This window comes from Streptomyces longwoodensis (assembly GCF_001514125.1).
GTDB classification, from domain to species: Bacteria; Actinomycetota; Actinomycetes; order Streptomycetales; family Streptomycetaceae; genus Streptomyces; species Streptomyces longwoodensis.
Genome location: NZ_KQ948568.1, coordinates 82426 through 106963, shown reverse-complemented (window position 1 = coordinate 106963; position 24538 = coordinate 82426). Strand labels below are relative to the sequence as shown.

18 protein-coding genes, 1 pseudogene and 1 riboswitch are annotated in these 24538 nt (G+C 75.5%); of the genes and pseudogenes, 11 read left to right on the top strand and 8 right to left on the bottom strand.

Annotated elements, in window-relative coordinates:
• Positions 1-70 precede the first annotated feature (70 nt).
• From AQJ30_RS35745 to AQJ30_RS35725, 5 genes are all read left to right on the top strand, one after another.
• On the top strand, positions 71-802 hold the full coding sequence (locus AQJ30_RS35745; RefSeq protein ID WP_067242192.1) for a glycosyltransferase family 2 protein: 732 nt from the start codon (positions 71-73) through the stop codon (positions 800-802).
• On the top strand, positions 799-1491 hold the full coding sequence (locus AQJ30_RS35740) for a TIGR04282 family arsenosugar biosynthesis glycosyltransferase (RefSeq protein WP_079084540.1): 693 nt from the start codon (positions 799-801) through the stop codon (positions 1489-1491). The genes AQJ30_RS35745 and AQJ30_RS35740 overlap by 4 nt, the downstream gene beginning before the upstream one ends.
• Before the next feature lie 106 nt (positions 1492-1597).
• A complete protein-coding gene (locus AQJ30_RS35735; protein ID WP_079084539.1) occupies positions 1598-2398 on the top strand; it encodes a class I SAM-dependent methyltransferase in 801 nt (266 codons plus the stop codon).
• Positions 2395-3780 carry a hypothetical protein gene (locus tag AQJ30_RS35730; RefSeq protein ID WP_067242326.1) on the top strand — a complete coding sequence of 462 codons (1386 nt, stop codon included), beginning with the start codon at positions 2395-2397 and terminating at the stop codon, positions 3778-3780. The genes AQJ30_RS35735 and AQJ30_RS35730 overlap by 4 nt, the downstream gene beginning before the upstream one ends.
• A gap of 118 nt (positions 3781-3898) precedes the next feature.
• A complete protein-coding gene (locus tag AQJ30_RS35725; protein ID WP_245727297.1) occupies positions 3899-4708 on the top strand; it encodes a GAF and ANTAR domain-containing protein in 810 nt (269 codons plus the stop codon).
• A gap of 46 nt (positions 4709-4754) precedes the next feature.
• Here AQJ30_RS35725 and AQJ30_RS35720 read toward each other — a convergent pair whose 3' ends face one another.
• Positions 4755-6908: a TerD family protein gene (locus AQJ30_RS35720; RefSeq protein ID WP_211279169.1), complete on the bottom strand. Its 2154-nt coding sequence runs from the start codon at positions 6906-6908 to the stop codon at positions 4755-4757.
• 293 nt (positions 6909-7201) lie between these two features.
• Here AQJ30_RS35720 and AQJ30_RS35715 point away from each other — a divergent pair, with 293 nt between their 5' ends.
• Positions 7202-8785: a protein-lysine 6-oxidase gene (locus tag AQJ30_RS35715; RefSeq protein ID WP_245727295.1), complete on the top strand. Its 1584-nt coding sequence runs from the start codon at positions 7202-7204 to the stop codon at positions 8783-8785.
• Between the two features lie 325 nt (positions 8786-9110).
• Here the strand turns inward: AQJ30_RS35715 and AQJ30_RS39905 are convergent, their stop codons facing one another.
• The 3 genes and pseudogenes from AQJ30_RS39905 to AQJ30_RS35700 all read right to left on the bottom strand — a co-directional run bounded on the left by AQJ30_RS39905 (position 9111) and on the right by AQJ30_RS35700 (position 11891).
• On the bottom strand, positions 9111-9872 hold the full coding sequence (locus AQJ30_RS39905; RefSeq protein ID WP_067242324.1) for a M23 family metallopeptidase: 762 nt from the start codon (positions 9870-9872) through the stop codon (positions 9111-9113).
• Positions 9873-9978: 106 nt separating this feature from the next.
• Complete coding sequence (locus AQJ30_RS35705; RefSeq protein ID WP_342671655.1) at positions 9979-10773, bottom strand: glycoside hydrolase family 26 protein; 795 nt, start codon at positions 10771-10773, stop codon at positions 9979-9981.
• A gap of 367 nt (positions 10774-11140) precedes the next feature.
• Positions 11141-11891, bottom strand: a pseudogene (locus AQJ30_RS35700) (hypothetical protein).
• A gap of 231 nt (positions 11892-12122) precedes the next feature.
• Between AQJ30_RS35700 and AQJ30_RS35695 the strand changes: the two are divergent.
• Complete coding sequence (locus AQJ30_RS35695) at positions 12123-12863, top strand: DUF4142 domain-containing protein (protein ID WP_067242183.1); 741 nt, start codon at positions 12123-12125, stop codon at positions 12861-12863.
• A 13-nt stretch (positions 12864-12876) separates the two neighbouring features.
• Here the strand turns inward: AQJ30_RS35695 and AQJ30_RS35690 are convergent, their stop codons facing one another.
• Positions 12877-14523 (bottom strand): glycoside hydrolase family 13 protein, encoded by a 1647-nt coding sequence (locus AQJ30_RS35690; RefSeq protein ID WP_067242180.1) that lies wholly within the window; start codon positions 14521-14523, stop codon positions 12877-12879.
• Between the two features lie 80 nt (positions 14524-14603).
• On the opposite strand from AQJ30_RS35690, the gene AQJ30_RS35685 reads away from it, so the two are divergent.
• Positions 14604-15566 (top strand): nucleoside hydrolase, encoded by a 963-nt coding sequence (locus AQJ30_RS35685; protein ID WP_067242178.1) that lies wholly within the window; start codon positions 14604-14606, stop codon positions 15564-15566.
• Between the two features lie 34 nt (positions 15567-15600).
• Here AQJ30_RS35685 and nicT read toward each other — a convergent pair whose 3' ends face one another.
• Positions 15601-16683, bottom strand: a complete 1083-nt coding sequence (gene nicT, locus AQJ30_RS35680) for a Nickel transporter NicT (RefSeq protein ID WP_211279168.1) — start codon at positions 16681-16683, stop codon at positions 15601-15603.
• 28 nt (positions 16684-16711) lie between these two features.
• Positions 16712-16897, bottom strand: a riboswitch (cobalamin riboswitch).
• A gap of 80 nt (positions 16898-16977) precedes the next feature.
• Here nicT and AQJ30_RS35675 point away from each other — a divergent pair.
• Positions 16978-17334, top strand: a complete 357-nt coding sequence (locus AQJ30_RS35675) for an ArsR/SmtB family transcription factor (RefSeq protein WP_067242172.1) — start codon at positions 16978-16980, stop codon at positions 17332-17334.
• Between the two features lie 282 nt (positions 17335-17616).
• Entirely contained in the window at positions 17617-18390 is a 774-nt protein-coding gene (locus tag AQJ30_RS38600) for a hypothetical protein (RefSeq protein ID WP_067242170.1), read from the top strand.
• 19 nt (positions 18391-18409) lie between these two features.
• Here the strand turns inward: AQJ30_RS38600 and AQJ30_RS35665 are convergent, their stop codons facing one another.
• Both AQJ30_RS35665 and AQJ30_RS35660 read right to left on the bottom strand, forming a co-directional pair.
• The gene (locus AQJ30_RS35665) at positions 18410-19120 is read right to left on the bottom strand and encodes a GAF and ANTAR domain-containing protein (RefSeq protein WP_245727294.1); all 711 of its coding nucleotides are present in this window, start codon (positions 19118-19120) and stop codon (positions 18410-18412) included.
• A 134-nt stretch (positions 19121-19254) separates the two neighbouring features.
• Entirely contained in the window at positions 19255-20598 is a 1344-nt protein-coding gene (locus AQJ30_RS35660) for a tetratricopeptide repeat protein (protein ID WP_067242167.1), read from the bottom strand.
• A 694-nt stretch (positions 20599-21292) separates the two neighbouring features.
• Here AQJ30_RS35660 and AQJ30_RS35650 point away from each other — a divergent pair.
• On the top strand, positions 21293-24538 hold the full coding sequence (locus AQJ30_RS35650; RefSeq protein ID WP_067242162.1) for an AfsR/SARP family transcriptional regulator: 3246 nt from the start codon (positions 21293-21295) through the stop codon (positions 24536-24538).

The following is a 24538-nucleotide window of genomic DNA, read 5'->3' as shown; positions in this document are numbered from 1 at the left end:
GGCGCCGACGTCCGCGTTCCGTAAGGAGCGGACGTCCGGAATGCCCGTTTCGTGTTCGTAGGGTGAGAGCGTGACGACGACCTCACCCCCGCCGCAAGGCGTCGACGTCGTGCTCCCCTGCCTGAACGAGGCCGAGGCCCTCCCCTGGGTCCTCGACCGCGTCCCGGCAGGCTGGCGCGCGCTCGTCGTGGACAACGGCTCCACCGACGGCTCGGCCGACCTCGCCCGTGCCCTCGGCGCGACGGTCGTGCACGAGGCCCGGCGCGGCTTCGGCGCCGCCTGTCACGCCGGGCTGACCGCCGCGACCGCCGACGTGGTCTGCTTCTGCGACTGCGACGCCTCCCTCGACCCCGCCCTGCTCGTGCCCTTCGTCGACGAGGTGCGCTCCGGCACGGCCGACCTGGTGCTCGGCCGGCGCCGGCCGCAGTCCCGGGGCGCCTGGCCGCCCCACGCCCGGGCCGGCAACCTCGCCCTCACCCGCCTGCTGCGCCGCCGCACCGGCCTGCGCCTGCACGACCTCGGCCCGCTGCGGGCCGCGCGCCGCGAGCCGCTGCTCGCCCTCGGCCTGACCGACCGCCGCAGCGGCTATCCCCTGCAGATGGTGGTCCGCGCCGCCGACGCGGGCTGGCGGATCACCGAGCACGACGTGCCGTACCGCCCGCGCACCGGCACCTCCAAGGTGACCGGCACCTGGCGGGGCACCTGGCAGGCGGTACGGGACATGAGCGGCGTGCTCCGGGAGACGCCCCGGCTCCTCACCGAGCCGGCCCCGGCCCCGGCCCACCCGGCGGACCGCTCATGACGACCGCGCGGGACGCCCGCCCCGCCGTCCTCGCCGCCGCCCCCGCCACTCCCCCCACCACCCCGCTCGCCACCCTCCTGGTCATCGCCAAGGAGCCGCGCCCGGGCCGGGTCAAGACCCGGCTCACCCCGCCGTACTCGCCGCACGAGGCCGCCGCCCTCGCCGAGGCCGCCCTCGCCGACACCCTGCACACCGTGGCCGCCACGCCCGCCGCCCACCGCGTCCTCGTGCTCGACGGCGCCCCCGGCCCGTGGCTGCCGCCCGGCATCGACGTCGTACCGCAGTGCGGCGGGGGGCTCGACGCCCGTATCGCCGCCGCCTTCGCGCACCGGCCCGGTCCGGCCCTGCTGATCGGCATGGACACCCCGCAGGTCACCCCCGAGCTGCTGGGCGTGGACTTCACCGGCTGCGACGCCTGGTTCGGGCCCGCCGCCGACGGCGGTTTCTGGGCGCTCGGGCTCGCCGACCCCGGCGCGGCGGAGGCGCTGCTGCGGGGCGTGCCGATGTCCACGCCGGCCACCGGCGCCGTCCAGCGCGAGCGGCTGCGGGCGGCGGGGCTGCGGGTGCGGGACCTGCCGTGCCTGCGGGACGTGGACACGGCGGCCGACGCGGCGGAGGTCGCCGCCCTGGCCCCGACGGGCCGCTTCGCCCGGCGACTCGCCGCGTGCGGGCCGGGGGTGCGGTCGTGACCGGCGGCTGTACGACGACGGAAGGGCGGCGTGAGGGGCGACGGCTGTACGACGACGGAGGGAGCGGCGTGACCGGCGACGGCTGTACGACGACGGAGGGAGCGGCATGAGGGGCGGCGGCGGTACGGCGACGGAGGTCGCGGCGGCCCACCACCCGCCGACCGGAGAGGCGGTCCCCGGGGTCCTGGGGGTCCTGGGGGTCCCGGGGGTCCGGGAGGCCCCGGAGGCCCCGGAGGCCCCGGGGGCGTGGTCCGCCTCCGACCCGTACGCCACCGCCCTGCGCACCGGGCGCGGGCCGCTGTTCCTGCGCCGGGCCGACGGCTGGCTGCTGCCGCTGGACGTCGAACGCTGGTGCGCGCGGGCGGACGCGGTCGACCGGGCGGTGCTGGACCGCTGCGAGGGCGCGGTGCTGGACGTGGGCTGCGGCCCCGGGCGGCTGGTCGCGGAGCTGGCGGCGCGCGGCCGTACCGTCCTCGGCATCGACGTCAGTGCCGCCGCCGTGGCCCGCACCGTGCGGCTCGGCGGGCAGGCGCTGCGCCGTTCCGTGTTCGACCCGCTGCCCGCGGAGGGCCGTTGGGACACGGTGCTGCTGATGGACGGCAACCTCGGCATAGGGGGCGACCCGCGCGCCCTCCTGGACCGGGTGGCCCGGCTGCTGCGCCCCGGCGGCCTGCTGATCGCCGAGACCGCGCCGGTGGACGTGGACGAGCGCACGCAGGTGCAGGTCGTCGGCGTGAGCGATGTGGGCCCGACCGAATCGCCTTTCCCCTGGGCGCGGTTGGGGACCGCCGCCCTGCTGCGGTACGCCCGTGGCTGGACCCCGGCCGGTGCGTGGACGGCGGACGACCGCCGGTTCGCGGCCCTGCGCAGCGGGGCGGCGCCGGCCGGCGGACGGAGGGCACGGTGAGCGCCGGGCGCACGGCGACCGCCGCCGACCCGCGCCCCGACCCGCGCCCCGAGCAGCGCGCCCCGCGCCGGGACGCGTACGCCGTCGCCGCGGCCGTGCTGCTGGTGGTCGCCGCCGTGCTGGTGGGCCGGCCGATCCAGGACCGGCTGCGGGTGAACTGGCCGCCGCTGCTGGCGACATGGGACCCGCACGTCGGCCCCGGCACCCCGGCGGCCGTCGCCCTCGCGGCCGCGGTGGTGGCCTACGGCCCCGTCCTGGCCGCACGGCTGCGCTGGCCCGCCCTGCTCGCCGCGGTCTGGGCGACGGCGACGGCCTGGATCCTGTCGCTGGCCCTGGTCGACGGCTGGGAGCGCGGCGTGGCGGGCCGGCTCACCACCCGGAACGAGTACCTGCGTTCCGTCGGCCGCTTCGACGACATCCCGGCCGCGCTGGCCGACTTCACCCGGCACATCCTGCTGCACTCGCCCGACAACTGGCCGGCCCACGTCGCCGGTCACCCGCCCGCCTCGACGCTCACGTTCGTGTTCCTCGACCGGGCCGGACTCGGGGGCGGCGGCTGGGCGGCCGGGTGGTGCGTGGTGACCGGCGCGACGGCGGGCGTGGCGGTGCTGGTGGCGGTGCGGGCCCTGGCCGGCGAGTCCCTGGCCCGGAGGGCGGCGCCGTTCCTGGTGCTGGCGCCCGCCGCGGTGTGGCAGGGGGTGTCGGCGGACGCGTACTTCGCGGCGGTGGCCGCGTGGGCGGTGGCCTGTCTGGCCCTGGCGGTGACCGGAGGCCCGACGCGCCGGTCGCTGGCGTACGCCGCCCTCTCCGGCCTGCTGTTCGGCCTGACCTGCTACCTCTCGTACGGCCTCACCCTGTTCGCGCTGATCGGCGCGGCCGTGGTGGTGCTGGGCCGGCGGGGCGCGCGGGAGCGCCCGGTGCCGCGGGCGGTGCTGTTCCTGGCGGGCCTGGCGGTGGTGCCCGCGGCGTTCACGGTGGCCGGTTTCGACTGGTGGGAGGCGTACCGCCTGCTGGTCACCCGCTACTACGAGGGCGCGGGCGGCGTCCGCCCGTACGGCTACTGGGTGTGGGCGAACCTGGCCTGCACGGCGCTGATCACCGGCCCGGCGACGGCGGCGGCCCTGAGCCGCGGCGGTACGGCCCTGCGGCACCCGGCGACGGGCGCCGACCGCCGGCTGGCCCTGCTGGTCGCGGCCGCCCTGGCCGCCCTGCTGGTCGCGGACCTGTCCGGCATGAGCAAGGCCGAGACGGAGCGCATCTGGATCCCGTTCGCCCTGTGGCTGCTGCCCTGCTGCGCCTTCCTCACCCGCCCCCGGGCCTGGCTCGCCGCGCAGGCGGTCCTGGCCCTGCTGCTCAACCACGTCCTGCTGACGGGCTGGTGACCCGGGCCGAACAGTTGTCCACACCCTGTGGATGAACCAGGGCGACCACGGCGGGTTTCATCGGCGCGGGCGGGGAACCGGGCTCCACGCACCGGTTCCGTCCACCGGAGGACGGGACGTGCCCGGGCTGACGGGAGTGAGGGAGATGCGGCCGGCGGACGGGGAGCCACCGGAGGACGGCGGCGGCGCGCCCACCGGGGCGGAGGAGCGGCGCCGCATCGCCGCCGCACTGGCGGGGGCCGCGGAGGGGCTGGCGGACGACGCCATCCCGGAGGCCCTGTGCCGGGCCTGCGTCCGGCTGCTCCCGGTGAGCGGCGCGTCGGTGACGCTGTCGGGCGGCCCGGACGTGCAGTCCACGTGGTGCGCGAGTGGCCCCACGGCGGCCCGGCTGGCCGAGACCCAGTTCACGCTGGGCGACGGCCCCGGCCGGACGGCGCTGGAACGGGCGGCGCCGGTCCTGGCCGCCGACCTCACGGACGGCCCCGACGTCCGCCGCTGGCCGGTCTTCGCGCACCAGGCGGTCGGGCTCGGCGTCCGCGCGGTCTTCTCGCTCCCGCTGGGCGTCGGCGACCAGGCCATCGGCACGGTCGACCTGTTCCGCGACACGCCGGGCCCCCTGGACGCCGCCGCCCTGCGCACCGCCCTCCGCGTCCGTGACGTCCTCACCACCACCCTGCTCGACCTGCACGCCCGCAGGCGCCCCCCGGCCCTGGACCACCCGGAAATTCACCAGGCGGTCGGCATGGTGATGACCCAGTTCGACGCCGACGCCCACCAGGCCCTGGACCGCCTGCGCGCCCGCGCCTTCGCCGAGGGCCGCACCCTCACCCAACTGGCCCACGACATCACCACCCGGAGACTCCACCTCGCCCCACCCCAGGACGAGCCCCCCACCGAGGCGGACCCGCCCGACGACGACACCCCCTGACCCGGGCCGGGTTGCGGTCCCGGTCGGGACCAGGGGGCGCGTCCGCTCAGCCCGCCGCGCCCGCCGGCGCCGCGGTCGTGGACCGGCGTGCGGCGGGCCGGTCCAGGTGGACCACCACGCCGTCGTGGAAGCGGTGCACGGCGTCGTCGACGCTGCGGATGAAGCCGGTCTCCGCGTTGCCGCGGGTGCTGCCCATGCCCTTGAAGAGGGACAGCCGGAACCCGGTGATCCGGGCGCCGTTCTTCGGCAGCAGGTCGGCCGGCTCGGGGCGCAGCCGCTCCAGGGTGCCGCGCGGCCCGCCGCCGTCGCCCTCGACCAGGGTCTCCACGTGCAGGTCGGCCGGTGCCTCGGCCAGCCGCCGCACGAGCCGCTTGACCCAGTTGAGCGGGTAGCCCTGCTCGGGCGCCGGGACCTCGATGGAGGTGCGCAGCTTGCCGGTGCGCAGGTCGGCGGCGACGGTCAGGACGCCCGGGGCGTCCTCGATGAGCACCTCCGCGTGCAGCCTGCCGTCGCGGCACAGCTCGTCGGCCATCCGGGCCCGGCGCTCCCCGGGGTCGGCGCCGCGCCGGGCGCGCCGCACCGGCAGCACCTTCTGGCCGAGCTCGCCGCCGAGGCCCAGGCAGACCTGCCGGATCAGCCGCTCCCAGCTCTCGACGACCTCCAGGGCCCGCGGGTCGCCCTGGCACAGGGTCTCGTCGTCGATGCCCTTGCGCACGGGCACCCAGGCGGCGCCCATGTTCTGGAAGCCGTGGCACCCGGAGTTCTCGTGCTGGAGGTAGTGCAGCAGTTCCTGGAGCAGCCAGGCGTGCGCGCTGTTGCCGACGCCCTCGTGGCGGATCAGCATCTGCGCCTGGTGCGCGACCTCGGCCCAGGACAGGTGCCACAGGGCCACCTTGTGCTTGCGGCGCCCGTCGGTCTTCACCTCGACCAGCGGACTGCCCTCCAGGGCCACGTCGTTGGAGAGCGTGACGACCGCCTCGTAGCCGCGGCGGGCGGCGATGTCCATGTACGCCTGCACCTGTTCGGTGCGCAGCGCGTTGCCGTTGGTCTTGGTCTCGACGAGCGCCGTCCAGAGCTTGCCGGCCCGCTCGACGCGGAGGACGCCGTCGGGCCGGCGCGGGGTGTCGCCGTGCGGCAGGGACACCTCGGTGAACGTCTCCATCCGGCCGGCCGGGGCGCCGAAGCCCGCCGTGAGCCGCCGGCCGAACTCCGGAACCTGCGCCATCACCGACAGCAGGACCGACGTGGCCCGCGTCTCGCGGTCGCGGTCGCTCTTGAGCGCCGAGACGGGGAACATCCGGGCGGGCCGCCAGGACTCGTTCTCCGCGAGGGAGGCGCGCGCCGTCTTCGGCAGGGTCACCTTGCGCCGGGCGGTGCGGGGCCGAGCGGCCCTGCGCGGCTGGCCCCCGGCCTCGCCGCCCGCCTCGCCCCGCGGCTCGTCCCGTACGGCGTCCCGCGGCTCACCCTGCGCCTCGGGCCGCCGGGGAGCGGGTACGGCGGGCAACGGCTCACCGCCCTCCGGCGGGACGAGCGGCGCGGGCGACGGCGACGCCACCTCGACGGCGCTCTCGACGCCGGCTCCCACAGCCCCCTCACCACCGGCGTCATCGGCCTCCACACCGTCCACGCCGTCAGCGGCATCGGCAGCGTCGGCAGCGTCGGCGGCGTCGTCGATGTCCACCCCGAAGTCCATCGCCAGCCCCGCCAGGCCGGTGTCGTAGCCCTGGCCGACCGCGCGGAACTTCCACTCCTCGCCGCGCCGGTACAGCTCGCCGAAGATGAACGCGCTCACCGACCCGGCGTCGTCGATCGGGAAGCGCAGCAGCTCCTCACCGGACCCGTCGGCCAACGTGACGCGCAGGTCCTCGAGTTCGTCGAAGCGGGCGCCCTCGTAGCGGCTCGCGGCGATGACCACCCGTTCGATCCCGGCCGGGACGGCGGTCAGGTCGAAGCCGATGCGGTCCTCGCTGCCCTCCCCTGCGGGCTGTTTGCCCAGCAGGTGCACGCTGCCGTCGGCCGCGACCGGGTGGTTGTAGAAGTAGAAGTCCGCGTCGCTGCGGACCTTGCCGCTCCCGTCGAGCAGCAGCACGGACACGTCCGCGTCGCCGTCACCGGTGGGGCTCGCCCACCCGAGGCTCACGATCACCGCGTCGACGTTGTCGCTGAGGGTCGCCAGTCCCACGTTGGCGCCCTTGACCATCTCGTACACAAGCCCCCCAAGCAGCCCGACGACGGGCGACGACGGCCCCCCGCCCGCCCGCCGTACCACCTGTGTGTGACCTCGCACACACTCCCCACACGGGATCACCATAGTCGGCGTCCCCTCCTCCGGTGGACATCCGCCCCAACAGGCAACCCCCGCCCACCCTTTGCCCCTCTCACAGGATGTTCACAGTCGCGGTCGGGGCGCCTGGGGTGCGTCGTTCGGTCGGCCGGGGGTGTGGGCTGTCCAGTCCGATGCCACTGACCATGGCACTCGCAGACGAGGAACCGATGACCAGTCAGCCAGACCGCAAGGCCCTGACGCGCGCGGCGTTCGCCGCGGCGGCCGTGCTCACCGTCGTCACCGTCGCCGGGGCCGCCCCCGGTGCCGGTGCGGCGCCGGCGAGCCCGGCCGGGACACCGAAGCTCAAGCTGATCGCCGCGTCGAAGGCCGTGACCCTCGACCGCTGGGAGGGGGAACCCGGGGTCTACCTCGACCTCGGCACGTACGTCACGGTGGACGGCGCGCCCCTGGAACTGAACGTGACGCGCAAGTCCTACAAGGACCCCGTGGTCGCGCGGCAGATCCTGCGCAACGGGACGCACACCACCACCAGGACGCTGCCCGCCGGGCTCGTCAAGGACTTCTCCGGGCTGCCGGGCTTCCTGGAGGTGTCCGTGAAGAACGCGGCCGGGCAGGAGGTGACGCGGAGCAAGGGCACGTTCTGCCCGAACAACGCCTCCGGGCGCCTGCGTCCGGACGCCCCGGCCACCTCGCACTACCCGGAGAGCTGCTCCACCAACCCGTTCACCCTCGGCTCGGTGTGGGGCGTCGAGAAGGGCTGGGCGGCCAACTCCAGCACCGTCGACTACGACAAGCCGGTCGACCTGCCCGTCGGCGAGTACACCGCCACGGTGTCGGTCGCCAAGAAGTACCGCGACCTGTTCGGCATCCCGAACGACCACCCGACCGTCAAGGTGACCGTCCGGCAGACCGATGACGGTACGACGGGCGGGAGCACCTCCGGCGGTGGCACGGCCGGGCAGCGCTCGGCGTCCCCGTCGGACCCGCACGCCCAGCACTCCACGGCCGCGGGTCACACGGGCCACCTCTTCGGGCCGCGCGGCGCCGACGCCCCCACCCCGGGCGCCCTGCCCCATGCCCTGGAGGCCCGTGGGCTCGCCCACCACCTCGGGGACGGGCTCGGCCACACCGACGGCTCGCGGGTCGCCCCCGCGCTGCGGGCCGACGGCCGGCGGCCCACCGGCCGGGCGGGCGTCCCCGCGAACGTGCCCAAGCCGGACCTGCGTTCGCTGCCGGCCTGGGACATCGCGGTCACCGACGGTGAGGACGGCGACGTACCCGGCAAGGACTACCTGGCGTTCAGCGCCAACGTGTGGAACGCGGGCCCCGCCCCGCTCGTCGTGGACGGCTTCCGCAAGCCGGGCGCCGACCTGATGGACGCCTACCAGTACTTCTACGACGCGCACGGCAAGCAGGTCGGCTACGCCCCCACCGGCACCATGGAGTGGGACCCGCGGATCGGTCACGAGCACTGGCACTTCACGGACTTCGCCATCCGGGGCGGTCAGCGTGCCGTCGGGGCCGCCGGTGGCGGTGGCCGCGTACGCGATGGTGCCCTGGGTGCCCGCGGCGGCGCCGGGCGCGCCGCGCAGCTTCAGCTCCACCTGGGGGCCGGGGCGGACGGGCACGTCACCGGTGTCGCACACGGCGACCGTGCCGGCGGCGTCGGGCGTGCAGGCGGCGGGCCACTCGACCTCGGCGACCCCGGCCAGGCCGGAGACGTCGACGGTCAGCCGGCCGTCGGTCACGGTGAAGTTGGTGTTGTCGTGGTACAGGCCGAGGGCCAGTGAACGGTACGGCGCGGTGCCGCCGTCAGGGGCGACGAGGACCGCCTGCTCGTACGGCGCCTGGATCCACAGCTGGTCGCTCTGCGCCTCGTCGGCGACGGCGACCCCGCCGCCGAGTGCGGTGACCAGCCCGGTGACGACGAGCGCACCGGCGGCCGAGGCGCACACCCCGCGGCGCAGCAGGCGCCCGGCGGAGACTGAACTCATGACTTCCCCCAGGGAACGGTTGGAGAACCCGGTGCGCCAACCCGCACCGGGCGGGAGTTGGACGGTCCGCCGGGAGGGATGGTTGTGGTTCTCCGACCGAATTTCTGATCTTGAGGGGGGATCACTGCTCGGGGTGCACGCCCTTGCGGGCGAGCCACGGCAGGGGCGGCACCGCCGATCCGATGTACGGGGTGATGCGCACCTCGAAGTGCAGGTGCGGGCCGGTGACGTTGCCGGTGGCGCCGGACAGGCCGAGGAGCTGCCCGGCGCGCACCTTCTGGCCCTTGCGGACGTCGATGCGCGAGAGGTGGGCGTACTGGGTGAAGTAGCCGTCGCGGTGCCGGACGAGCACCTGGTTGCCGAAGCCGTCGCCGCAGGTGGTGACGCGGACCGTGCCGGGGCCGACCGCGCGCACGGGGGTGCCGGAGCCGACCGCGAAGTCCTGCCCGGTGTGCCGGTGCTTCCAGCGGCGGCCGCGCTCGGCGTACCCGGCGGTGAGCCGGTAGCCCGTGGTCGGCACGGTCCAGGAGGGGTCCTCGCCCGGGACCGGGGCGGCGGGGGTGCTGCGCGGGCCGAGGGGGCAGTGCCCGGCCCGGCCGGCGGGGTCGACGGCGACCGGGTCGCCGAGGGCGTGCTCCACCGCCCACAGCAGGTCCCACAGGCGGCTGCGGACGTCCCTGCGGTGCCGTTCGGCGTCGCGCACCTCGCCGGGCGGGGCGTCGGCCTCCCGCAACTCCTCGACGCGGGCGCGGGCCTCCTCATGGGCGCGGACGTCGCGGGCGGCCCGGCCGGCGGTGGGCCCGGCGGGGGTGGCGGCCGCCGCGGGGAAGGCGGCGAGCGCCACGAGCAGCAGGGTCAGGGGGGCGCGGAGTACTCGTCGCATGGTCGGATCGTCCGACCGGACGGGGGCGTACGGCGGCACGACGGCCCGTACGCGCCGCGGGGTTCCTCCGATCGGCCGAGGGCGGGGTGGGAGGTGCGCGGGGCGGTCAGGGTGCCGTGGTCGTGCGCAGCAGCTCGCGGTAGGCGGCGGACGAGCGGGGGTTGTCCCGGCAGCGCCAGACGCCGTGCGGGCAGTAGTCGGTGATCGTCTGGTAGAGGGGCCGCTGGGCGGCCGTCCAGAGCAGCATGCCGCGCACGTACGCCGGGTCGTCGCCGTTCTCGAACAGGCCCCACTCCGGGTACGCGACCGGCTTGCCGTGCGCGCGGGCGAACCGGACGTGGTCCCACAGGCCGTACGGCTCGCGCAGCTGTTCCGCGAACGACAGGCCGCGGGGGGCGTCGTAGGCGTCCATGCCGATGACGTCGACGTGGGGGTCGCCGGGGTAGCAGCGCGGCCAGGGGATGGCGTCACGGCCGCGGGTGGGCGTGAACTCGAAGCGGAAGCGCTGGCCGGGCACGGAGCGCATCGTGTCGACGATGCGCCGCCAGTACGTCCTCCAGGCCGCCGGGTCCGGGGCGCAGCGGTGGGTGTACGTCACGCCGTTCATCTCCCAGCCGAGGACGAGCTCGGTGTCGCCCAGACCGAGGTCGACGAGCCGGCGGGCGAGGGCCCGGAAGTGCCCGTCGTACGCGCCGCGCGCGCCGGCCCGCAGTTCGGTGCGGACGGTGGCGTCGGTGAGGTGGTCCTCGGTGCGCTCCAGCAGCGGCACGTTCAGCACGAACAGCCGGTCCGCGCGGGCCGCCCGCCACCGCGCCCACGGCTCCAGGTCCCCCGAGGCGCCCTCGATGCCGTGCCACGCGTCCCCGGGCAGATAGGCCCGCCCGACCCGCGGCCCGGCCACCCCCGTCCAGGCACCGAACCCCCCGGTCCGCCGCGCCCCGTCACCCCCGTACCCGAGATAGGCACCGAAGGCGGGCAGCGCCCCGGTGGCGGGGGGCGGGGGCCCGGCACCACCGGCCCCGCACGACAGCACCCCGACGACCAGCAGCAGACACAGGACGAAAAGAGAAGGACGACTTCGCACACCTGCCCAACGCCCCACCGCCCCACCACGGCACGCCGGTGCTCGGGCCATCCAGAAGAAGACGGCGGTCACGACCAGGGGTCGGCTTCCGGTACGGCAGCACGGAGGACGAGGGGGCCATGCCCCGAACCTGGGACCGCCCACCCCCACGACTCACCCCCGAGCACCCCCGCACTCCCCACGATCAGGTCAACGCCTCCCCAACCGGCCCGGTGCCGACGAACAGGTCCTCCGCCGTGGACGCGTGCACGGCCCGCTGCGCCCACGTCTCCAGGAGTTCGAGGTCCGCACAGCCGGTCACCCGCTCCCGCACCGCCTCGGACACCGCGATCCCCCGCCACTCGAGGATCCGCAGGACCATGGCGGCCCGCTCCTCCTCGCGGCCTTCCTCGCGGCCCTCGTCCCGCACCTTCTCGGCGACCGGGTTCTTGAAGAAGTAGTTCACGGGTGCCATGAGGTTCCTCCAGATCTCCTGTGCCTGGGCATCCACCAGACACGCTTCGACGAGCTCCGCGAACACCACCGCGGTCTCGGGTTCGACTGTCTCCAGAGCGGCCGCCAGGGGTTCCAGTATGGCGGCGGCCCCCCTTCCACGGCCATGTGTCATCGCCGAGAACACCGCCAGGGCGACGTCCCGCGCCGCCTCCTTCTCATCCGTGATCACCGGCACGTTGTCGGGGCTCAGGACCAGGGGCCTCAGGGTCAGCGAGTGCCAGCCGGGCAGGCCGAGGCGGATCGGCCGGGCCGCCCAGCGCGCGGTGGCGCTGCTCTGTGTGACGACGATGAGCACCGGCTCCCAGCCGTACTTGGCGTACAAGTACGACAAGTAGTACGCCCAGCTGCCCCGCTTGCAGGATCTGCTGGCAGGTGCGCGTCACCAGCCCCGGGTCCTTCTGGAAGACCCGGTGCATGCCCTCGTGCGACGAACCGACCATCGGCTCTCCCTCCTGTCCGACCTGCACAACGGCCGTCGTCGACAGGGGGTTACCGCATATGCCAGGGTGAGTTTCGGACAGACCTCGGGCACTTTCGTGCCGCCGCGGAGAGAAAACTGCGGATCCGGTCGAGACGACTCGACCTCCGCTGCGTATCTGTGGGTGTCCGATGAACCCGGCCGGGCAGGAGGCACGGTGCGACTTTCGCGTAACACCCTGGGGACTCTGTTTGTGGGGGGAGCCCTGAGCGTCACCCTCGTCGCGCTGGCCTATCCGTCGATGCTCGGGATCACCACCGTGTCCAGCGCGCCGGACCGGGTCATCGCCAACACCCAGTGGGGGCCGCTGACCGAGTCCGACCGGGACTTCGTGGTGAAGGTGCGGGCGGCCGGGCTGTGGGAGTACCCGGTGGGGCAGATGGGCGTGCAGAAGGGCAGCAGCAAGGGCGTCATCACGGCCAGCCAGCACCTCATCGACGGGCACTCGGCGCTGGACACCACCTGCCGCAAGATCGCGCCGATGCTGAACATCACCCTGCCCAACATCGCCAGCCCCCAGCAGGTCGGCTTCGTCAACCAGTTGGCCTCCGACAGCAAGGGCCAGCAGTTCGACAAGGACTTCGCCAACATCCTGCGGATGACGCACGGCTCGATCTTCAACACCGTCGCGAAGATCCGCTCCACCACCAAGAACTCCCTGGTCCGCGCGCTCGCCGACCAGGCCAACGACACGGTCCTGGACCACATCACGGTGATGGAGCAGACCGGTCTGGTCGACTTCGACCAGACCCTCTTCCAGCAGACCACCCCGCCGAAGCTGCCCAAGTCCGACCTGACCCCGCCGCCCCCGGGCGCCGGTCAGCCGCCCATCGTGCTCACCCCGCCGCCGACCGCCACGTCCACCCCGGTGGACATCGACCGCCTCGCCGGCGGGGCGGCGCCGGCCCCCGCCCCCGTGCCGACGGTGGGGTGAGCCCCACGCGGCCTCAGGCCAGCCAGACCGTGGTGTCCGGCGGCAGGACGCCCTCGTCGTCCAGCGGGGTGCTGGCCAGCAGCACCTCGCCCCCCGGCAGCCGCACGGCGTCGGTGCCGAGGTTGGTGACGCACCGCCAGCCGTCCCCGCGCGCGAAGGACAGCACCGCGTCCGGCGCGTCCGGCGCCCAGGTCAGCTCCTCGCCCTGCAGCAGCTTGCGCCGCAGCCGCAGCGCCCTGCGGCACAGCTCCAGGGTCGAGCCCTCCACCCCGTCCTGGGCCTGGACGGCGTACGCCGCGAAGGACGACGGCTGCGGCAGCCACGCCCCGCCCGCGCCGAAGCCGTACGACGGGCCGTCGGTCGTCCACGGCAGCGGCACCCGGCAGCCGTCCCGGCCCTTGCGCACGTGCCCGGTCTGCTCCCACACCGGGTCCTGGAGCACCTCCACCGGCAGGTCGGCGACCTCGGGCAGGCCCAGTTCCTCGCCCTGGTAGAGGTACGCGGACCCGGGCAGCGCCAGCATCAGCAGGGTCGCCGCCCGCGCCCGCCGCAGCCCGGCCTCCGGATCGACGCGCGGGGCGTGGCCGCCGGACAGCAGCCAGGTGTTCTCGTCGGTGCCGGGCGGCAGCATCAGCCGGGAGGCGTGCCGTACGACGTCGTGGTTGGACAGCACCCAGGTGGCCGACGCCCCCGCCTCGCGCGCGCTGCGCAGCGACCCGGTGATGACCGCGCGCAGCGTCTCCGCGTCCCACGGGGCCTGGAGGTACTCGAAGTTGAACGCCTGGCCCAGTTCGTCCGGGCGGGCGTACAGCGCGCGCCGCTCGACGGGCACCCACGCCTCCGCGACCGCCGTGCGCGGGGGGTCGTAGGAGTCGAGGACGCGGCGCCAGTCGCGGTAGACGTCGTGCACCTCGTCCCGGTCCCAGTAGGGGTGCGTGCCGGGCGGGACCAGGGGCAGGGCCTCCTCGCCGGTGGCGGGCAGCGCGCCGAGGTCGCGCAGCGGCTCGCCCAGGTCCTTCACGAGCGCGTGCGCCACGTCGACGCGGAAGCCGTCCACGCCCCGGTCCGACCAGAACCGCAGCGTGGTGCGGGCGTCCTCGCGGACCTCCTCGTTCGACCAGTCGAGGTCGGGCTGTTCGGCGGCGAACAGGTGCAGGTACCACTGCCCGTCCGGCACCCGCTGCCAGGCGCTGCCCCCGAACACGGACTGCCAGTCGCTGGGCGGGAGTTCGCCGTGCGCGCCGCGCCCGTCGCGGAACACGTACCGCGCCCGGGCCGCCGAGCCGGGACCGGCTGCCAGGGCCTCCTGGAACCAGACGTGGCGGTGCGAGGTGTGGTTGGGGACCAGGTCGACGACGACCTTGAGCCCGAGCCGGTGCGCCTCGGGGGTGAGCGCGTCGAAGTCGTCGAGGCTGCCCAGACGCGGGTCGACGTCGCGGTGGTCGATGACGTCGTAGCCGCCGTCGGCGAGCTCGGAGGGGTAGAAGGGGCTGAGCCACAGCGCGTCCACGCCGAGCGCGGCGAGGTGGGCCAGGCGTTCGGTGACGCCCCGCAGGTCGCCCAGGCCGTCCCCGTCGGCGTCGGCGAAGCTGCGCGGGTACACCTGGTAGACGACGGACTGGCGCCACCAGTCGGGGTTCCTCGTGGAGAGATCGGTCACGAGGAAAGGGTGTCCAGCTTGCCGGGAAAGTGAACCCCCCGGCGCCTACGCTCGGAGGTGAGCTGAAGGAGCGTGGTGTCATGGACGGTGCGGAGCCCATTCCGGTGGTCATCGACTGCGACACGGGGGTCGACGACGCCCTCGCGCTGCTGTTCGCCGTGCGGCACCCGGGGCTGGACCTGCGGGCGGTGACCTGTGTCGCCGGGAACACCGACGTCGACGGCGTCGTCCGCAACACGCTGACCGTGCTGGAGCAGGCCGGCGCCCCGCAGGTGCCGGTCGCGCGCGGCGCCGAGCGGCCGCTGATCGAGCCGGTGCGGGTGGCCCGGCACGTGCACGGCAGCGACGGCATGGGCGACCTGGGCCTGCCCGCGCCGACCCGCCGGGCGGCCGACACGGACGCCGTGACGCTGCTGCGCCACGCCATCCTGTCCAGCCCCCGCCCGGTCACCCTCGTCCCCACGGCCCCGCTGACGAACATCGCGCTGCTGCTGCGCACCCACCCCGAGGTGGTCCGCAACATCGGGCGGATCGTCTTCATGGGCGGCGCGGTGACCACCGGGAACGCCACGCCCGTCGCCGAGTTCAACGTCTGGCACGACCCGGAGGCGGCCGCGGTCCTGCTCACCGCCGGGGTGCCGATCACGATGTACGGCCTGGACGTGTTCACCCGGGTCGTGGTGCCCGGCGCGGACGTACGGCGGCTGCGCGCGAGCACGGAACCCGGCGCCCGGCTGGCCGGCGACCTCCTCGCGCACCGCCCCGCCTCCCCCGCCGCGGAGGACGACGCGGGCGGCCTCGGCGACGCGGGCGCGGTCTGCGCGGTGGCCGACCCGCAGGGCATCACCACCCGGCTGCTCCCGGTGGAGGTGTCCCTGGCCCCCGGCCCGACCCGCGGCCAGACGGTCGTGGACCGCCGCCCGCGCCCCGGCGAGTCCGAGATCCACGGCGCGTCGCGCACCCCGGCCCTGGTGGACGTGGCGCTGGACGTCGACGTGGACCGCTACGTGAAGCTGTACCTGGCGACGGTGGAGGGCCCGTGACGGCGGTCGCGCCCCAGCGCCCGCGGCCCGGCGCTCAGGCCGTGTCCGCCGGGCGCGGCGTCCAGCGCTGTTCGACCTTGGCGAGCTTCCAGTACGCCACCGCCGCCGCCCACACGACGACGAACAGGCCGACGATGAGGTAGCCGACGTGGTCCAGGTCGATGTCGGCGATCCAGGTGGTGACCGCGTCGGTCAGGTCGAGCTTCTCGTGCAGCACGCCGACGAGTTCGATGGTGCCGATGACGAAGGCGACCGCGATGGACAGGCCGGTGATGGTGAGGTTGTAGAACACCTTGCGCACCGGGTTGGAGAACGCCCACTGGTAGGCGAAGTTCATGAACGTGCCGTCGAGCGTGTCGAACAGGCTCATCCCGGCCGCGAACAGCAGCGGCAGGCACAGCACCGCGTACCAGGGCAGCCCCGCCGCCGCGCCCGAGCCGGCCATCACCATCAGGGTGATCTCGGTGGCCGTGTCGAAGCCCAGGCCGAAGACGAAGCCGAGCGGGAACATCTGGCCGGGGCGGCTGATGGACTTGGTGAGGCGGCCGAGGATGCGGTTCATGAACCCCCGTGAGTCCAGGTGCTGTTCGAGCTCCCGCTCGTCGTACTCGCCGGCCCGCATCGCCCGGAACACCTTCAGGATGCCCAGCAGGGCCACCAGGTTGAGGGCGGCGATCAGGTAGAGGAAGGTCCCCGAGACGGTCGTGCCGACGACGCCGAGGACCTGGTGGGTGCGCGAGTCGTCGTTCATCAGGACGCCCGCGAGCGCGGCGCCGCCCGCGACGAGACCGGCCATCAGCACCACCACGCTGGAGTGGCCGAGCGCGAACCAGAAGCCCACGGACACCGGCCGCTTGCCGTCCGCCATCAGCTTGCGGGTGGTGTTGTCGATCGCCGCGATGTGGTCGGCGTCGAAGGCGTGCCGCATGCCGAGCGTGTACGCGGTGATGCCCAGGCCGATCCCGAACGCCTTGTCACCGACCTCGTAGTGGGCCGGGACGACCAGCAGGAACAGGATGCCGAACGCCACCACGTGCAGGGCGGCGATCACCGCCATCAGCCCCGCGGTCCGTACGGTGTCCTCGCGTCGCCAGCGGAAGGAGACGGCATCGGTCATGGGTTCACGCTCCAGCACCTCGTGGATCACTTCGTGAGCTGCCGTGGCCGGTCTCCTGGCTTACGGGGCTGGTGCGTCCGCCGTTCCTGCCTTCCCGGTCGTACGACCAGTGGCCCGGCGGGTGCCGGACGGAACGGGGACTCCCCGGTCACAGTGGCGAGGGCCGCGCCGGTTTCCCACCGGCTTCCCGAGCACCACGGCCCGCCCACCGTAGGGGGCCGCGCCGTCCTCTGCATAGCTGCACAGCTACGCAGGTATGCAAGATCACATACGGGCGCCTGCGAGGATGCCCCCATGCATCTCGTACCGGCCGACCGTGCCGACCGCCGCACCATCGACGGTCACCGGGTGTGCGACGCCATCGCCGCGATCGGTGACGCCGGTCGTGTCCGCGCCTGGGCCGACCGCTTCGCCCTGCTCGCCGACCCCAAGCGGCTGGCGCTGCTCCTCGCCCTGCACCGGACCGGCCCCCTGGCCGTGTCCGACCTCGCCGTCGCCACCGGCATGAACGACCCCGCCGTCTCCCAGGCCCTGCGCCTGCTGCGCGCGGCGGGCGCGGTCACCGGCGAGAAGGAGGGCCGCGTGGTGCGCTACCGCGTGGTGGACCCGGAACTCGCGGCCCTCCTGGCCCACTGCACGGCGGACGACTGAGCCCGGGGGCGACTGAGCGGGCGCGCGGCTGAGCCAGTGGGCGGCCGAGCCAGGTGGCGGCCGAGCCGACGAGCGCGACTGCCCCGGCGGACGGCCGGCCCGGGCCCCTGAGTCGGCCGGCAGGCCCCGGTGGGGCACCCGGGCGCAGCAACCTGGGTCACCCGTACGGGCTCGGGCGCTGGTCGGGTGGTGCGGCTGGTGGTGCCGTGAGGGAGGTATCTCCGCGACATCCCGACCGGAGGTCCCCGCACCCCCACGGCCCGCCCGCCCAGGAGGCACCCGATGACCGTCGCACCCGCCCGCGTCCTCCTGCTCGCTGTGGGACTGCTCGGCGCCACCGGCTGCCAGAGCCTCGGGCTGGAGCATCCGCCGACCGCGCCCCGCTCCCTGCCGACGATCGCCTCCCCCTCGGCGGTGCCCTCGCCCAAGGCGCGGACGTCGGGCAACGGCGCGGCGCTCACCGAGGCGCAGGCGCAGGCCGCGCTCATCACCGAGACCGACCTGGGCGCGCCCTGGTCCGCGACGCGCGGCGCGGCCACCTGGCGGGACGGCATGCTGAAGTCGACCGTGGCCGGCCCCTGCCAGCGCCTGCTGGACGTGCTCTACACCGACGAACTCCTCGGCGGCCCGCCCCGCGCGGCCGTCGGCCTGGACGACGCCGACACCGGCGCCCAGCTGCGCTACCAGATCGGCGGCCGCACCCCGCAGGACACGGACCGCACGCTGGCCTGGCTGGCGACGATGCCGCGGGACTGCGCCCGGTTCTCGGCCCGGGCCGGTCAGGACGTCACCCAGGACGTGCAGGTCTTCGACGCGCCCCTGCCGGAGGTCGGCGACGCGCGCCAGGGCCTGCGGGTGGTCCTCACGGCGCACCCGCCGACCGGCGAGCCGACCGTGCTCACGCTGGACGTGGCCGCCGTGCGCGTCGGCGAGGACTCCTTCGCCCTGACCAACGGCGGCCTGGGCGACGTGGCGAACGAGGCCACCCAGGCCGCCGTCCAGGTCGGCGCCCTGCGCCTGGCGGACGTGCGCAAGCAGGGCCGGGCCCAGGTCTGACGCGACGGCGTCCGGCGGTTCAGCCCGCGTCGAAGTCCTGGCGCAGGTCCACCACCTCGTGGGCCATGTTCGTCACCGTGCGGCCCTGGGCGAAGGCGCGGGCGCGCAGGCGGGCCAGGGCGTCGTCGGCGGGGACGCCGAGCTGGGCCATGACCACGCCGACGGCCTGGTACACCTCGTCGTGGTGGGCGATCAGCGCGCGCAGCCAGGTGTCCTCGTCGCGGCGCCCGCTCTCCGTGGACCAGGTCAGGGCCGTCAGCGCCCGGGTCATCTCGTCGGCCACGGTGCGGGCCGCGTCCAGGTCGGCGACGTCGAGGATGCCGGGGGCCTCGCGGTAGAGGTCGAGCGTGCCGACGCACACGGTGCGGTGGCCGAGCGGCAGCGCGTACACGGCGCGGATCCCGGCGGCGGCCGCCTGCTGGGCGTACACCGGCCAGCGCAGCGCGTCCCGGTCGGCCGTGAGGTCACCTGCGAACACCGGGGCGCCGGTCGCCGCGGCGGTGAGGCAGGGGCCGTCGCCGAGGGTGGCCTGCACTTCCATGAGGTACTCCACGCGCGGGCTGCTCGCGCTGAGCGGTACGGGCATCCCCTCGGAGCACAACGACACGCTCGCGCCGGTCACCGGCAGCAGCCGCACCGCCGCGTGGCACAGCCGCCCGGGCGTCTCCGCCGGGCCCGCCCCGCGCACCTCCTCGGCGAGCACCTGCACGACGCGGTCCCGCTCGGACACGACCCTCACCTCCGCCCGCACCTCCGCCCGCACCACCGCCCCGTGCGGGCGGGGTACCCGTCCGGTTTGCGGTAGAAACGACCATTTCGCGAGCGCTGGACCGACCGACGTGGGCCGGAGCCTCCCCTGGCGCGTCACAGGGGTGGCTGGGCCGGGGCCGGGCCGAGGGTGGTGGTGCCGGGGGCCGTGCGGTGGCCCAGGCCCGTGCGGTAGGCGTCGAGGGCGGCCTCCGTACGGCCGGTGCGGCGCAGCAGGTCGCCGAGGAGGCGGCACAGGTCTGCGAGGTCGCCGGCGGCGCCGGCCCGTTCCAGCAGGCTGAGGGCGCGGACGTAGTGCTCCTCGGCGGCCTCGGTGTCGCGGGCGTCCTCGGCGATGATGCCGAGCAGGCGGTGTGCGGCGGCGGAGTGGACGGCGCCGCGCTCGGAGGACAGGTCGCCGAGGACCCGGTGCAGCTGGGCGGCGGCCTCGTCGGAGCGGCCGCGCCGGTGCAGCACGTCGGCGAGTTCGACGGCGACCTGGCTGCTGTAGAGGGCGGCGCGCTGGGCGTCGAGCATGCTCTGCGCCTGGCGCAGCTCGTCCTCGGCGCGGGCGAGGTCGCCGTGCTGGGCGCTGACGTAGCCGCGCATCCAGTGGCAGTTGGCGAGTTCGGTGCGGAGCTGGAGCTGGCGGTAGAGCTCGCTCGCCTTGGCCAGGGAGGCGTCGGCCTCGGCGATGCGGCCCTCGGCGAGGAGGGTGCGGGCGACGGAGCGGTGCATGCGGGCGACGAGGGCGGGGTCGCCGACCTGCGGGGCGAGGGCGAGGGCGAGTTCGGCGGCCTGGGCGGCGCGGGCATGGGCGCCCATGTCCATGTACGGGCCGATGGCGGAGGCGTACAGCAGGAGCAGGGCGTCGGGGTCGTGCAGGCCGCCGCGGTTGAGTTCGTCGAGGGTGGACTCCAGCAGGTAGACGGCGTAGCGGAGTTCACCGGCGAGGTAGTGGGTGACGGCGCGGCCGCGCAGGGCGGGGACGCGGGCGGGCAGGGGGGCGTCGGCCAGGCGGGCCTCGGCGCGCTCGAAGTGGGCGCGGGCGGTGGTGAGGTCGCCGGTGTCGATGCCGCACTCGCCGAGGCCGAGCAGGGCGGTGGCCTGTTCCTCGACGAGCCCGTGCCGCTCGGCCTCGGCGAGCAGGGCGGCGTACTGGCGGGCGGCGTCCTCGGCGGCGCCGGTGGCGAGGGTGCGCTGGGCCTCGGTGAGGCGCAGGCGCAGGTCGGTGCCGAGGTGGGCGGGGCGGCCGGTGGCCAGCTCCTCGAAGTCGACGCCGAGGCGGCCGGCGATGTGGCGCAGGGCCTCGTCGGAGGGGCGCACGCGGCCGGCCTCCAGGGTGGAGACGTAGGCGGGGGTGTAGGTGGGCTCGGCCAGTTGCCGCTGGGTGAGGCCCTTGTCCACGCGCAGCTTCTGCACGCGGCGGCCGATGACGCCCGGTTCGTCCCGCTCGGCCATGTCCCGCTCCCCAACTCGCAGTGACGCCCTTGCCGTTGGGGTTGGACTGCCCCTAGGTTAAACGACGACTTAACCATGCTTAATACAGGGCTTCACCCCCGCCTGTCGCCCGATTGGTCATCTCCGGCCTGACCATCCGGAGCCGCCGACGTTGCGAGGTAGTCGTGCTCGACCGCGCCACCCCCCGCCACGAACACCCGCCCACCCGCCTCGCCCGCGGCGTAGCCGCAGCGGTGATCGCGGTGGCCACCCTCGTCACGGCCGCGAACGCGGTCCCCGCGAGAGCGACCCCCCGACCGGCCCCGCATCAGACTCCGGCATCGGTGCCGGAGCCGGGCTCGGGGGTGGGCACGGGCGGCAGCATCATGTCCTTCCGCGAACAGCGCGGCAGTTCCCCGGTGTCGAGCTTCCACGTTCCGATGCCCGTGACGATCGAGTAGTCGGAGGAATGACGAGGCTTCCGTCGCTGATCTCGGGGTGGGTGAAGCCCGGCGGCGGCGTGAAGTGGGCGCGCAGTTCCCGCACGTGCCGGTAGATCGCCTGCTCGGTTATGACGCCGTCCCCTCCGGGCCTCGCGGACGCCCCTCTGACCTGCTGTGACGACCATGCTAGCCAGGCCCCGGCAGGCGTGCGTGCGTCTCGGGGCACCTCCTTCCGCCCGGGTCGCCCGGCCGCGGCGTGTCAGAATCTGCGGGTGGTGATCGGGGTGCTCGGGCCGTTGGTGGTGCGCGGGCCCGCGGGTGGGGTGGTCGAGGTGCCGGGGGCCCGGCTGCGGGGGCTGCTCGTCGCGCTCGCGCTGCGGCCGGGGCAGGTGGTCGCCAAGGGCGCGCTGGTCGACTGGATCTGGGGCGAGCACCCGCCCGCCGACGCGGTGAACGCCCTGCAGCGGCTGGTGTCCCGGCTGCGCAAGCTCCTGCCCGACGGGCTCGTCGAGGGGCGGCCCGACGGCTACCGCCTGCTGCTGGAGCCCGACGCCGTCGACGCGGTCCGCTTCGAACGCCTCCTCGGCGCCGCCCGTTCCCCCGGCGCCGACGTCCCCGCGCGGGCCCGGCTGCTGCGCGAGGCGCTCGGCCTGTGCCGGGGCACGGCCCTCCAGGACGTCGGGCTGCGGGACAGCGACGCGTGCGACGCCGCCGCCGTCCGGCTCGACGCGCTGCGCCTGGCCGCCCAGGAGGAGTTCTACGACGCCGAACTCGCCCTCGGGCGCGGCCCGGAGCTGGTCCCCGAGCTGACCGACCTGGTGGCCGCGCACCCGGTGCGCGAACGGCTCGTCGCCGCGTTGCTGCGCGCCCTCGCCGCGGCCGGCCGGGACAACGAGGCCCTGCTGGTCTACCAGCGGGCCCGCGAGGCCCTGGCCGACACCCTGGGCGCCGACCCGTCCCCGCGGCTGGCCGCCCTGCACGTCGCCCTCCTGCGGGGCGAGCTGGGGGGACGGCCCGAGGAGCCCGAGCGCGCACACCAGGGCGAGTCCGTACCCCGGCACCCGTCCGCACCACACCCCGAGCACCCCACCCCCACCCCCCGCGACCTCCCCCGCACCAACCTCCGCGCCGAGCTCACCAGCTTCGTCGGCCGGGACGACGACCTGGCCGCCCTCCGCGCGCTCGTCGCCGGGCACCGGCTGACCACCGTGATCGGGCCGGGCGGCTCGGGCAAGACCCGGCTGGCCACGGAGACCGCGCGGAACCTGCTCGGCGAACTGCCCGACGGGGCCTGGCTGGTGGAGCTCGCCGCGCTCGCCCCGGCCGCGACGGACGGCGACGTGGCCCGGGCCGCGCTGACCGGCCTCGGCCTGCGCGACGCCCTGCTCGGCGGCCCCTCGCACGCGGAGCCGCTGGACCGCCTGGTGGCCGCGGTCCGCGACCGCGAGGCCCTGCTGGTCCTCGACAACTGCGAGCACGTCGTCGAGGCCGCGGCGCTCTTCGCGCACCGGGTGCTCGGCGAGTGCCGCCGGCTGCGCATCCTCGCGACGAGCCGCGAACCGCTCGGCATCACCGGCGAGGCCCTGTGGCAGGCCGAGCCCCTGGCCCTGCCCCCGGAGGACACCGACCCGGACTCCATGGACGCCTCCCCCGCCGTACGGCTGCTGCGCGACCGCGCCGCCGCGGTGCGCCGGGACCTCACCGCCGACGCCGGGACGCGCGCGGCGCTGGCCCGGATCTGCCGGGCGCTGGACGGCATGCCGCTGGCGATCGAGCTGGCCGCGGCCCGGCTGCGCACGATGTCACCCGAGCAGCTGGCGAGCCGCCTCGACGACCGGTTCCGCCTGCTGACCGGCGGCAGCCGCACCGCGCTGCCCCGGCACCGGACGCTGCGCGCGGTGGTCGACTGGAGCTGGGAGCTGCTGGGCGAAGCGGAGCGGGCGGTCCTGCGCCGGCTGTCGGTGTTCGCGGGCCCGGTCGGCCTGGACGCGGCGGAAGCGGTCTGCGCGGGCGGCCCGGTGGCGGCGGACGAAGTGCTGGAACTGCTCACCGCGCTCACCGAGAAGTCCCTGCTGACCGCCGAGGGCGGCGCGGCCCCCCGCTACCGGATGCTCGGCACGATCAAGGAGTACGCCGGGCACCGGCTGGCCGAGACGGGCGAGGCGGAGCGCACGCGCCGCGCGCACCTGGCCCACTTCACCCACCTCGCCGAGACCGCGGAGCCGCACCTGCGCCGCGCGGGTCAACTCGCCTGGCTGGCGCGGCTGTCGGCCGGGCACGACGACATCGCCGCCGCCCTGCGCGGCGCCCTCGCGGCCGGCGAGGCCCAAGAGGCGATGCGGCTCGCGGCCGGCGCGGGCTGGTACTGGTGGCTCAGCGGCCACAAGGCCGAGGGCGTCGAGCTGCTCACCGCGGCCGCCACCGCGCCCGGCCCGGCGGACGACGAGGTCAGAGCCATGACGTACGCGCTGGTCGTGCTGTTCGTCAGCGGCGGCCGGGGCGACGAGCACCACGCCGAACGGTGGATCCACGAGGCGTACCGGCTCGCCCACGGCGGCGGCAACGGCAGTCGCTACCCGCTGCTCCGCCTCGTCACCCCCCTGGAGCGCCTGCTGCGCGAACCGCACGAGGCGCTCGCCGCGTTCGAGCCGCTGCTCGACGACGAGGACCCCTGGGTGCGGGCGCTGGGCCGGTGGCACCTGGGCAAGATGCGGGTGGCGCTCGGCCGGGGCGGCCCCGAGGCGGAAGCGCACTTGGAGAACGCGGTCGCCGCGTTCCGCGCCCTCGGCGAGCGCTACGGCCTGTCGCTCGCGCTGAGCGAACGGGCCGACCTGGTCGCCGCGCGCGGCGCGTTCGCGGCGGCCTGCGCGCACTACGAGGAGGCGATCACGGCGGTCACCGAGGTCGGCGCGACCGAGGACGCGATCCGGATGCGGGCGCGCCAGGCGCGGCTGTACCGGCTGCTGGGCGACGGTGAAGCCTGCGCGGCCGCCGTCGCCGGGGCCGAACAGCTCGCCCGGGGGGTCACCTGGCCGGACGCGCTGATCGACCTGGCCCTGGTGAAGGCGGAACTCGCGCGGGCGGACGGGGACGGCGCCGGGGCGCGCCGCCAGCTCGCGGTCGCGTCGGACCTGTGGGGCGACGAGGCGGAGCGGGCCGTCGTCCGCGCGGGCACGCACGACCTGCTGGGCTACCTCGCCGAGGACCCGGAGGAGGCCCGCGGACACCGCGCGGCGGCTTGCGCGGCGGCCACGGAGGCCGGTCAGCCGCTGATCGTCGCGCAGGTGCTGGTCGGGGTCGCGGACCTGGCGCTGCGCCGCGACGACCCCGGGCAGGCGGCGCGGCTGCTCGCGGCGAGCGCGGCGGTACGCGGTCTGCTCGACCGCTCCCACCCGGACGCGGCCCGCGTCGAGCGGGACGCGCGCGACCGCCTCGGCGAGGCGCGCTACGCCGAGGCGGTCCGGGAAGGCGCGCGGACCCCCTGGCCGGAGCTGGTGGAGGTCACGCTCGCCCCGTGA

Excerpts from the sequence above, each read along its gene's own strand:
- AQJ30_RS35740 (WP_079084540.1), top strand. The coding sequence starts at position 799 with ATGACGACCGCGCGGGACGCCCGCCCCGCCGTCCTCGCCGCCGCCCCC.
- AQJ30_RS35735 (WP_079084539.1), top strand. The coding sequence starts at position 1,598 with ATGAGGGGCGGCGGCGGTACGGCGACGGAGGTCGCGGCGGCCCACCAC.
- AQJ30_RS35720 (WP_211279169.1), bottom strand. The coding sequence starts at position 6,908 with ATGGTCAAGGGCGCCAACGTGGGACTGGCGACCCTCAGCGACAACGTC.
- AQJ30_RS35715 (WP_245727295.1), top strand. The coding sequence starts at position 7,202 with ATGACCAGTCAGCCAGACCGCAAGGCCCTGACGCGCGCGGCGTTCGCC.
- AQJ30_RS39905 (WP_067242324.1), bottom strand. The coding sequence starts at position 9,872 with ATGCGACGAGTACTCCGCGCCCCCCTGACCCTGCTGCTCGTGGCGCTC.
- AQJ30_RS35685 (WP_067242178.1), top strand. The coding sequence starts at position 14,604 with ATGGACGGTGCGGAGCCCATTCCGGTGGTCATCGACTGCGACACGGGG.
- nicT (WP_211279168.1), bottom strand. The coding sequence starts at position 16,683 with ATGACCGATGCCGTCTCCTTCCGCTGGCGACGCGAGGACACCGTACGG.
- AQJ30_RS35675 (WP_067242172.1), top strand. The coding sequence starts at position 16,978 with ATGCATCTCGTACCGGCCGACCGTGCCGACCGCCGCACCATCGACGGT.
- AQJ30_RS38600 (WP_067242170.1), top strand. The coding sequence starts at position 17,617 with ATGACCGTCGCACCCGCCCGCGTCCTCCTGCTCGCTGTGGGACTGCTC.
- AQJ30_RS35660 (WP_067242167.1), bottom strand. The coding sequence starts at position 20,598 with ATGGCCGAGCGGGACGAACCGGGCGTCATCGGCCGCCGCGTGCAGAAG.